Source organism: Mesorhizobium sp. M4B.F.Ca.ET.089.01.1.1, from assembly GCF_004022605.1.
Classification (GTDB): Bacteria; Pseudomonadota; Alphaproteobacteria; order Rhizobiales; family Rhizobiaceae; genus Mesorhizobium; species Mesorhizobium abyssinicae.
The window spans coordinates 1-9,342 of sequence record NZ_RZOS01000219.1 but is presented as its reverse complement, the minus strand read 5'-3'; the positions used below and the strand labels follow the sequence as shown (position 1 = coordinate 9,342).

The following is a 9,342-nucleotide window of genomic DNA, read 5'->3' as shown; positions in this document are numbered from 1 at the left end:
CTGCGCCACCGGCCGCGAGACTTCGGAGCCGCGCGTATACGGCACGACGCAGAAGGTGCAGAACTTGTCGCAGCCTTCCTGGACGGTGAGAAAGGCGGTGACGCCACGCCTGGCGACCTCGGCGCGCTTCGGCTGCGGCAGATGCTCGAACTTGTCCTCGACGGCGTAGTTGGTCTCGACGATCTTCTCGCCGCCCCGCACCCTTGCCAGCACGTCGGGAAGCCGGTGATAGGTCTGCGGGCCGATGACCAGGTCGACGGCCGGCGCGCGGCGGATGATCTCGGCGCCTTCGGCCTGCGCGACGCAGCCGGCGACGCCGATCAGCAGCTCGCGGCCGGTGCCGGCCCGTTCGGCCTTCATGTCGCGGATGCGGCCAAGCTCGGAATAGACCTTTTCCGCCGCCTTTTCCCGGATATGGCAGGTGTTGAGCAGCACCAGGTCGGCATCATCGACCATATCGGTCGCGACATAGCCGTCTGCCGCCAGCGCATCCGTCATGCGCTGCGAGTCGTAGACGTTCATCTGGCAGCCATAGGTCTTGACGAAGACTTTCTTCGCCGCCGGAGGGGCAGCCAGGCTGTCGGCAGCGATGCCGATATCGTTGCGTTCTGTCGTGTTCAGGTCCATCGGGCGGCTTCTAACGCCTTTCAGTGACAAAAAACAGACGATTCTGCGCCCTGGCGGCGTGTCGCGGACGCGTCAGCGGCTCGGGCGCGGCTCGGCAAGCGCCGCCTGCACCATCTCGCGCACCCTGCTTTCCATCAGCCTTGCCGTCTCCTTGCGGTTGGAGCCCTTGGAGAAGGCAATCGGCTCGCCGAAATGCAGCTCGACATCGAGCGCGCCTTCGGCGAGCAGCACCTTGAGATGCGGCATCAGGTCCTCGTCGCCGATCCAGGCGGCGATCGGCCGGTGACGGCGGCCGAGCGGCACGCCATGCAGCCTGGTGTAGACGATCGCCACCGGCTGGATGAACACCTGCTCGGTCGCCCCTTCCGAAATCGCCATCGAGGCGGCGCCGAACAGCGTGCTCTTGAAGGGCAAAAGCAGGTTGCCGTCGCCGGTCGAGCCTTCGGCGAACAGCACCATGGCGTCGCCATTGGCCATGCGGCCGGCGATCTCGCTGGCCTGGTCGCCCGAGCTGCGCTTGCGCTCGCGCTCGATGAAGACGGTGCGCTGCAGCTTCGACAGCATGCCGATCATCGGCCAGTTCGCCATGTCGGCGCGGGCGATGAACTTCACGTCGACCCTGGAGCCGAGCACCATGATGTCGGTCCAGGAGATGTGGTTGGACGCGACCAGCAAGGGGCGCCTGGCCGACAGCGCGCCCTTGACGTGGATGCGCAGGCCGAGCGCCCTGGCGATCATCCGGTGCCAGATCTTGAGGATGAAGGTTTCCGGCCACAGCCCGGTCTTCATCGACAGGACCTGCAGCGGCACCAGGACCAGCGAGCCGGCGACGACCAGAGCAAGCGCCAGGAAAATCCGTAGTTTCTTGATCATCAGCGCGCAGGCCCTGTCCCGGCGTGTCGCTAGCGAAGATCGCGGCGCATGACAAGCGCGCCGGTCGGGCCGCGCTCGGGCGATCTGTAGTAGTTGGCGCGCTTGCCGACCTCACGGAAGCCGAGCCGCCGGTAGAGCGCGATGGCCGCGACATTGGTCTCGTCGACCTCGAGGAACAGCGCCTCGGCGCGTTGCGCGTGCAATTCGCGCAGCACCGCGTCCATCAATTGCCAGCCAAGCCCCTGGCGGCGGTGGGAGCGGGCGACGGCTACGGTGAGAATCTCGCCCTCGCCTGCCGCCAGCCGCGCCAGCACGAAGCCGACCGGCGGCTTGCCGCCCTGTCCGGTTTCGCGCGCGGCATAACCGAATACGGTGTCCTGCTCGAGCAAAGCCGCGAACTCGCCGTCGCTCCACGGCCGCACAAAGTCCTCCTGATGCAGCACCGAGACAGCCTCGCTGTCGGCAACCGTCAGCGGCTGAAGCGCATAGTCCCTGCGGCGCGGCTGAAAGAAGGGAATGCGCATCAGCTCTTTTTTCCTTCCGGACCATGATCTTGCCCAAAAACCGGGGCCCGCTTTTTGGGATCATGGTCTTGCCTTGGAAGAATGAAACCGGCCTGTGGCTTGGCATCGGCGCCGCGCAGATAGAGCGGCTTGGGCTTGTCGCCCACGCCCTTTTCAGCGGCCAGCCGGGCATAGGCGGCGATGTCGGCGGTGGCGCCGGTCGAGCCGATGTCGAAGGCGCGCCCGGCCGAGGCGGCGATCTTCTCCGCGGCGGTGCCGGCCAGCACGGCGGACGTCTCCACGGCAATGGCGGTGGCGTTCGCGAGCGTGGCCACCGCCGGACCGTAAGTCAAAGCTAACGCTTCGTCATAGGCGGCGACATGGATCTCCTCGCGCCCGGCGTCGAGGGCGGCGAGCACGGCACGGCCGGGAAAGGACGCGGCCGCCTCCGCCACCAGGGCCTCGAGCGTGGTCACGCCGATTGCCGGGATCTTCAGCGCCAGCGCCAGGCCGCGCGCGGTGGAGACGCCGACGCGCAGGCCGGTGAAGGAGCCAGGCCCGACGGAGACGGCTATGGCGTCGAGGTTTGCGTAGCCTGTGCCGGCCGCTTTCAGCGCCGCGTCGATGACCGCCATGAGATGCTCGGCATGGCCCTTGCCGAGGTCGAGCACCTGGCGGCCAAGCTCGCGCCCGGCCGCGGCGTCATAGACGCTGGCGGCGCAGAGAGTGGCGGCACAGTCGATGGCAAGCAGCTTCATGGTTCGCCGGTTAACGCCCTGGGTCGAAAAACAATTCCCTGTGCCCGCCACGGCCCGTCCCTGCAAGGGGCAAGGTGGATATTTGTTATGCGGCTTGGCATGGCCCTCCAACGATCGCGGTGGCTACGCCGGCTCTGAGATGCGCAGCATGTGATTGTCCCAGACATAGTCGGGCTCGGAGCGCCTGGCGCCATTGCCCTCGACGATCTCGCCGGCGCCGGTGGTGGCCATGAAGCCCGAACCATCGGGCGCCAGGCCGCAGACCTCGACCAACGCGCTGGTGGCGACGACGTCGCCGCTGGCGGCGTCGATGACGGCGAGCGAGTTGCCCTCAGGCGAGGTGACGGCGACCCTGCCGGCGGCCGGATTGGCGGCGACCGAGCCGATATAGTTGCGGAAGCCGGCGAGCACGTCCTGCGGCATGTCGAGCAACTGCAGGTCCTTGCCGCGCGCCGCGCGACCGATCAGCAACGGCCGGTCGGCCGCCGGGCCGCGATACTGGCAGCCGAACCAGACCGTGCCGGCCGGGTCGCAATCCATGTGGCGGATCGACAGCTGGTGGAGCGCCGACGGCAATTCGTGCTTTTCGATCAGATCGCCGGTGATGCGGTCGACCAGCACATAGGACGGTTTCATGGTGGCGATGTTGAGCTCGGCGCGGCCGTAGTCCGGATGGGTCTCGATGCCGCCATTGGCGACCGCGATCGTCCGGCCATCGCCGAGCAGAAGCAACTCATGCGGCCCCATGCCGTAGGTCGGGAATTCGCCGATGCGCTTGAAGCCCGAGCGCGCGTCATAGACGCCGACGACGCCGGCGGCATTGTCGAAATCATTCTCGGTGGCATAGAGCAGCGCGCCGTCGGGCGAGAAGACGCCGTGGCCGAAGAAATGCCGTCCGGCGACGCTGGCGATGGTCAGCGGCTTGTCGCGGCCGGTGTGGTCGAACACCACGGCAAAGGTGCCGGGCTGCCGGGCAAAGACCACGGAGCGCTTCGACACCGGATCGAAGGTGACGTCGTGGCCACGGTCGGGCAGGTCGATCGCATGCAGCACATCGCCTGCCTCGGACAGCACGGCGGCGCCATAGCTGCCGTCGCGCTTGACGAAGGCGGTGGCGAAGACCGCGTCGGCATCAAGCGTCTTCGCCCAGGCCCGCGGCGTCATCGTGGCGATGAAGCCGGCGCCGGCGGCCCTCAGGAAATCGCGACGGTCGATCAGCGGCGTGCGTACCGCAGTCATGGCTCAATCTCCGTCCAGGGACGAAAACCCGGCGGTCAGGCCGAACTCGGCGGTCAGCCTGGTGCCGATCAGGGTGGTCAGGCTGGAGGTGATCAGCGCGAAATGATCGAGCTTGCCGCGCAGCACCGGATCGGCGAGCGCCTTGTCGATCGGACCGGTGACGGATTTGGCGGTCGCGACGCCGTTGGCGAGCTGGATGTGGATGGACTCGGCCATCCATTGCGCATCGGCCGGAAGCGCATCGCCAAGCTTCGAAGCCACGAACAGCGCATCGATACCGGAGAGATTGCCGGCCAGGGAATTCGTCGTGTTTTGCGAGCGCCAATAGATCGCCTGCCTGGGCTTGTCGCCTTCCGGCTTGCCGCCCAGGAACCCTTTGAGGCGCACGTCGCGGACCATCTCCAGCTCGTTGATGAAGACGCCGACAAGCTCGGTCACAGCTTCGGTGCCGTCGCGGTAGAGCGGGTTCTGCGGTCCCGGATTGGCCCAAAGCGCGGCAAATCCGTCGGGCTTCCTCCAGGCCTCGTCAACCTCGGCGGCCATCGTTTCGATATTGCCTGCGACGGCCGCGCCATAGCCGCAGCGATAGGGATCGTCCTTGCCGGCAAGAGCGTCGCCGCCGTCGCCGTAAAGCACGAACTCGAGCGCGCCGAGCCCCTGCATGGCGACGCTCTTGCCCGCCAGTTGCGCCGGATCGCTGGCGGTTGGGTCCTTGCCGGCCAATGCCGCCTGCACCTGCTTCAGCCCGATACCCTTGCGGTCCGGCCAGTAGAGCATGCGCTCCAGCCGGTTGTTCTCCTTGATCGGCCCGAAAGCGATGATTTCAGCCGATGACCAGGCTTCGACCGTGGCCGAAAACTCGGCACGCGCCGCCTCGAGGCCGCTTTGCGACGGCGCATCACAGAGCGCCCGCACGGCCTTGGTCAAGCTGCCGGCATGGTCGCGCAGGCTAGCATAGGCAGGACGGATAAAACCATCGATCGCCCGCTGGATGACAGCGGAGGCCCTCACCTCAGCCGATGCCGGGGATGGGCCGACCATCGCCAGGGGAAGAAGGAGAGCAAACGCAAGACGCTTCGACATCACAGGGACTCCAGGAATTTGACCAGCGCATCGCGGTTCGCCGCATCGGCGGCGGCAAAGCGGTCGCGCGCCTTCTGCCCCTCGCCGCCATGCCAAAGGATCGCCTCGGCGAGGGTGCGGGCGCGCCCGTCATGCAAGAAGAACATATTGCCGTTGACCGTTCCGGTCAGGCCGATGCCCCACAGCGGCGGTGTGCGCCATTCGCTGCCGGTCGCGTCGCCGACAGCCTGTCCATCGGCGAGACCCGGCCCCATGTCGTGCAGCAGGAAGTCGGAATAGGGCCAGATCAGCTGGAAGGCCTGCGCCTTGTTGGGCGTGCCGCGCAACGTGACGAATTTCGGCGTGTGGCAGGAAATGCAGCCCATCTCGTAGAACTGCTTCTTGCCGGCGAGCACCTGGCTGTCGTCGATGTCGCGCCGGGCCGGCACGGCGAGGTTCTGCGAATAGAAGGTGACGAGGTCCATCACCGGCGGCGGCGCCTCGACCGGGCCGAGCCGCTGCTGCACGCCGTTCGGCATGGCCAAGCAGGCCTTTTCGGCCGCGGTGCAGTCGCCCCAATGCTTCGGCGCCTCCGGCGTCGAGATGCCGATGTCGCCGGCGAAAGCGTCCGCCGCCTGCTCGCGAATGGACGGCGTCTCAGCCTTCCAGCCGAAGCGGCCGAGCGTGAGCCCGCCGCTGGCGCCATCGCCCACGATGTTGGGACGGCCGGAAATGCCGTCGCCATCGCGGTCATCCGGATCGGCGCGGGCGAGGATGTCGGCGGGCGCGATCTGCTCGATCAGGCCGAGGCCGATCATCGGCGGCGTCAGGCGCGGCGACAGCGTGGTACGCGGATCGAGCTGACCGTAGCCGAGGCCGTCGACGGAATAGCCCGGCTTGCGCAGTGAGACCACGGAGCCGCCGGCGAGCGTCACCTTCTCTTCCTGGTAGTCGACGCGCATGCGGCCTTCGCCCTTGAGGCCGGGAACCGCCAGCCCCTGCAATTGCGAGCCGTAGACCGGATCGGGGAAGTTCAGCAACTTGCGGGCGGCAAGCGCAGCCTCTTCCTCGGCACTGCCTGCGTCTCGCGCGAGCCGCAGGAACATCGAGGTGGTGCCGGCGCCGCCTTCCGGCGGCCGGCCGCGGCCGTCCTTCAGATGGCAGTTCTGGCAGGCGCGCTCGTTGAACAGCGGCCCAAGCCCGTCCGATGCCTGGGTCGAGGAGGGTGAGGACACCCAGCTCTTGCGGAAAAGCGCATTGCCGAGCCTGAAGGTGCCTTCTTCCTCGAAGGTGATGTTGGCGGAGGGCTGCGAGAAGGCGTCGCGGCCGACGTCCTTGCGCGACGTGCCGGCGCCACCCTGCATCAGCTCGAACGGCTCGGGTTTGGAGAAATCCGCGGTTGGCCTGGTGACGGCGATGACACGCGCCAGGTCCTTCGGCGTCAGATCGGTGCGCGCGGCGGCAAGGCCCGCGGGCAGCGGGTCTCCAGCCAGCGCCGAAGCGGTGGCCACAACGGCGGGAATGAAAGAAAGCCCGCGAACCAGCCAGGCCAGCGCGCTTTTCCTGGAAGGCGAGGAAGGCGAGCCCTCGGCCCGCAGCGAGCGGCGCAGGAAATCTAGGCGGCGCCGCATTCCCGCATGTCCTTACTCCGCCTCGTTGGCCGAGTCGGCATTGAGCTGGCCGTATTTCTCCTCGCCGATCGAGGCGAGCAGGTCGAGCTGCGTCTCGAGGAAGTCGATGTGACCTTCCTCGTCGGCAAGCAGTTCCTCGAACAGTTTCATCGACACGTAGTCGCCGGCCTCCTGGCAGATCTCGCGCGAACGCTTGTAGGCGGTGCGCGCGTCATACTCACCGGCAAGATCGGATTCGAGCACTTCCTTCACGTTCTGGCCGATGCGCAGTGGCGCCACGGACTGAAGGTTCGGATGCCCCTCGAGGAAGATGATGCGGGCCACCAGCCGGTCGGCATGCTGCATTTCCTCGATCGATTCCGCCCGTTCCTTCTTCGCCAGCTTGGTGTAGCCCCAGTCCTCGAGCAGCCGGTAATGGACCCAGTACTGATTGACGGCCCCCAGCTCCAGAAACAGGGCTTCGTTAAGCCGCTCGATGACCTGCGGTTCGCCTTTCATGGGTTCTGCTCCCGTATTGGCCGCGCAAGCCTCTGACGCGGTCCAGGTGTGAAACGATGTCGGCGCCGCTCGCCTCCGAACGGGCGTGGTAGTGCTCGGTGACCCGAATGATCGTTTCCACCACATTTGGGAAGCAGCCGCAACAGCGACCGCGCTTGCGCATGGCATGGTAGACTTTCGCCGGCACGATCAGCTGCCAGGGATCCTCATCCAGCAGGCCGACGATCGTCTGCTCGATCTCCTTCTCGGTGATGATGTTGCAATGGCAGATCAGCATTCACTTGCCCTGGCTGACGGCGCCGCTCCGGCGCCGTTTGGCTTGTTTTTCATTCGAGCATGATCTTGTCCAAAAACCGACTACCCCTTTTGGGGATCATGCTCGCGCCCTTACTTGAACACCTTGTCCGGCGCGTCGAGGCTGTCGGAACCTTCGAAGGCGATGTCGTTGAGCTTCAGGGAGCCGACGGCGCGCTCGATCGACTTGGTCTGGTCGATCAGCGCATCGATCGCCGCCTGCACGGTGGCGTTGCCTTCGGTGTTGCCCTCGGCGATCTGCTGGTCATAGGCCTCGCCAGCGAGCGCGCGCGCCTTTATCGCCTCCATCCTGGCGACGGAGACGTCGAGCTTGTCCGACAGTTCCTTGCCGATCGCCGGGTCGGCTGCCTTGACCATGTCGGACACGGAAGGTCCGGAAACCACCGTGCCGTCAAGACGCGTGTAGCTGGCATGGTAGGCGGCGCGGATGCCGACGGCGTCATAGAGGTGCGAGTTGTAGGTGTTGTCCGAGAAGCAGTCGTGCTCCTCTTCCGGATCATGCAGCAGCAGGCCGAGCTTCATGCGCTCGCCGGCGAGTTCGCCATAGGACAGCGAGCCCATGCCGGTGAAGATGGTCGAGATGCCGGCATTGGCGTCGCCATCGACCAGGTTCTTGCGGGCAGCGCCGCCTTCCTTCCAGTTGTCGACCATCTCCTGCAGGTCGGAGACCAAAAGGTCGCTCGCCGACTTCAGATATTCGGCGCGGCGGTCGCAATTGCCGCCGGTGCAGTTGGCGGGGTCATAGTCCGTGTAGGGCCGCTCGCCGGCGCCGGGACCGGTGCCGTGCAGATCCTGGCCCCAGAGCAGGAACTCGATGGCGTGATAGCCGGTCGCGACATTGGCCTCGACGCCGCCCGCCTCCTGCAGCGTGCCGGACAGGAATTCCGGCGTTAGCTTCGAGGCGTCGACCTTCTTGCCGTCGATCTCGATCTCCTTGTTGGCGATCACGTTGGCAGTATAGAGCGAATTGGTGTCGGACTCGCTGCCGTAGCTCTTGGCGACATAGTCGATCAGGCCTTCGTCCAGCGGCCAGGAATTCACCTTGCCTTCCCAGTCGTCGACGATCTTGTTGCCGAAGCGGTAGACCTCGGTCTGCTGGTAGGGAACGCGCGATGCCTTCCAGGCTTCGCGGGCGGCGTTCAGCGTCTCCGCCGACGGCTTGGCGAGCAGCGCGTCGACGGCCTTGTCGAGCGCCTGCGCGGTGGTCAGCGAATCCTCGTATTTGGCGAGCGCGATGTCGGCATAGGTCTTGATGACCGCCTTGGCGTCGGTTGCGGCCTTGGCCGGCAGCACGAACACCGCAGCGGTCAGCGCGGCAGTCGCGCAGATAGCAGCGAGCCTGCCGCCATTACGTGCTGTCATCATCGTTCTCCAGTTCCTTGGGAATTCGCTAAAGGGCGCGCGTGCCAGCCCGTGCCGAGGCATGGGCATGCCGCCGGGCACAACATGGACCGCGCCGTTGCGCGGCTCGTGGAAGAAAGACACCGAAATGCCTCCAATCGAAAGGGTTCAAGGCCCAGACATCAAAGGGATGCGCTCGTCGCGCGAGCCCCCATAAAGCGGCGAAGGGGTTGGAAGTCAACAGGCCTATCCAAGAAAATTCAATTGAAACAACTGTTTAGAATAATTCTAAACTGTAACTATCAACTTTGAGCCTTTGCCGACGCGACGTAATCGTGGAATGCGGCGATTGACAGATGACCATTCCGGGTGCGACCCGGACCGGGGCGATTGCGGCGGCGGCAGACAATCGCCACCTGGCGGAAGATCCTAGATTTGAACGCAAAAAGGGCTGCGATGAAGAACGGGGTGGTCATTGTCGGTGCGGGTCACGCT

Annotated in this window: 9 protein-coding genes and 1 pseudogene; all 10 read right to left on the bottom strand. The window is 65.8% G+C overall.

Annotated features, from left to right (window positions below; translation table 11 throughout):
• Positions 1-627 (bottom strand): annotated as a pseudogene (locus EN780_RS20030) (tRNA (N6-isopentenyl adenosine(37)-C2)-methylthiotransferase MiaB); the annotation flags it as partial.
• A gap of 72 nt (positions 628-699) precedes the next feature.
• Complete coding sequence (locus EN780_RS20025) at positions 700-1,500, bottom strand: 1-acyl-sn-glycerol-3-phosphate acyltransferase (protein ID WP_128275090.1); 801 nt, start codon at positions 1,498-1,500, stop codon at positions 700-702.
• Between the two features lie 29 nt (positions 1,501-1,529).
• A complete protein-coding gene (gene rimI / locus EN780_RS20020; protein ID WP_127282749.1) occupies positions 1,530-2,024 on the bottom strand; it encodes a ribosomal protein S18-alanine N-acetyltransferase in 495 nt (164 codons plus the stop codon).
• On the bottom strand, positions 2,024-2,761 hold the full coding sequence (tsaB, locus tag EN780_RS20015; RefSeq protein ID WP_128275089.1) for a tRNA (adenosine(37)-N6)-threonylcarbamoyltransferase complex dimerization subunit type 1 TsaB: 738 nt from the start codon (positions 2,759-2,761) through the stop codon (positions 2,024-2,026). The genes rimI and tsaB overlap by 1 nt, the downstream gene beginning before the upstream one ends.
• Positions 2,762-2,884: 123 nt before the next feature.
• Positions 2,885-4,000: a DUF1513 domain-containing protein gene (locus tag EN780_RS20010; protein WP_128275088.1), complete on the bottom strand. Its 1,116-nt coding sequence runs from the start codon at positions 3,998-4,000 to the stop codon at positions 2,885-2,887.
• A gap of 3 nt (positions 4,001-4,003) precedes the next feature.
• A complete protein-coding gene (locus tag EN780_RS20005) occupies positions 4,004-5,083 on the bottom strand; it encodes an imelysin family protein (RefSeq protein ID WP_128275087.1) in 1,080 nt (359 codons plus the stop codon).
• Positions 5,083-6,693, bottom strand: a complete 1,611-nt coding sequence (locus EN780_RS20000; protein ID WP_128275086.1) for a di-heme oxidoredictase family protein — start codon at positions 6,691-6,693, stop codon at positions 5,083-5,085. Before EN780_RS20000 ends, EN780_RS20005 begins: the two co-directional genes overlap by 1 nt.
• A gap of 12 nt (positions 6,694-6,705) precedes the next feature.
• Positions 6,706-7,191: a bacterioferritin gene (bfr, locus tag EN780_RS19995; protein ID WP_126056685.1), complete on the bottom strand. Its 486-nt coding sequence runs from the start codon at positions 7,189-7,191 to the stop codon at positions 6,706-6,708.
• Positions 7,157-7,468, bottom strand: coding sequence for a (2Fe-2S)-binding protein (locus tag EN780_RS19990; protein ID WP_126056686.1), 312 nt, complete (start codon positions 7,466-7,468; stop codon positions 7,157-7,159). The genes bfr and EN780_RS19990 overlap by 35 nt, the downstream gene beginning before the upstream one ends.
• A 110-nt stretch (positions 7,469-7,578) precedes the next feature.
• On the bottom strand, positions 7,579-8,868 hold the full coding sequence (locus EN780_RS19985) for an imelysin family protein (protein ID WP_128275085.1): 1,290 nt from the start codon (positions 8,866-8,868) through the stop codon (positions 7,579-7,581).
• Positions 8,869-9,342 lie beyond the last annotated feature (474 nt).

What these genes read in the sequence shown, in the direction of transcription:
- EN780_RS19990 (WP_126056686.1), bottom strand. Translation starts at nt 7,468, where the DNA reads ATGCTGATCTGCCATTGCAACATCATCACCGAGAAGGAGATCGAGCAG.
- EN780_RS20000 (WP_128275086.1), bottom strand. Translation starts at nt 6,693, where the DNA reads ATGCGGCGCCGCCTAGATTTCCTGCGCCGCTCGCTGCGGGCCGAGGGC.
- bfr (WP_126056685.1), bottom strand. Translation starts at nt 7,191, where the DNA reads ATGAAAGGCGAACCGCAGGTCATCGAGCGGCTTAACGAAGCCCTGTTT.
- EN780_RS19985 (WP_128275085.1), bottom strand. Translation starts at nt 8,868, where the DNA reads ATGACAGCACGTAATGGCGGCAGGCTCGCTGCTATCTGCGCGACTGCC.
- tsaB (WP_128275089.1), bottom strand. Translation starts at nt 2,761, where the DNA reads ATGAAGCTGCTTGCCATCGACTGTGCCGCCACTCTCTGCGCCGCCAGC.
- EN780_RS20005 (WP_128275087.1), bottom strand. Translation starts at nt 5,083, where the DNA reads ATGTCGAAGCGTCTTGCGTTTGCTCTCCTTCTTCCCCTGGCGATGGTC.
- EN780_RS20025 (WP_128275090.1), bottom strand. Translation starts at nt 1,500, where the DNA reads ATGATCAAGAAACTACGGATTTTCCTGGCGCTTGCTCTGGTCGTCGCC.
- EN780_RS20010 (WP_128275088.1), bottom strand. Translation starts at nt 4,000, where the DNA reads ATGACTGCGGTACGCACGCCGCTGATCGACCGTCGCGATTTCCTGAGG.
- rimI (WP_127282749.1), bottom strand. Translation starts at nt 2,024, where the DNA reads ATGCGCATTCCCTTCTTTCAGCCGCGCCGCAGGGACTATGCGCTTCAG.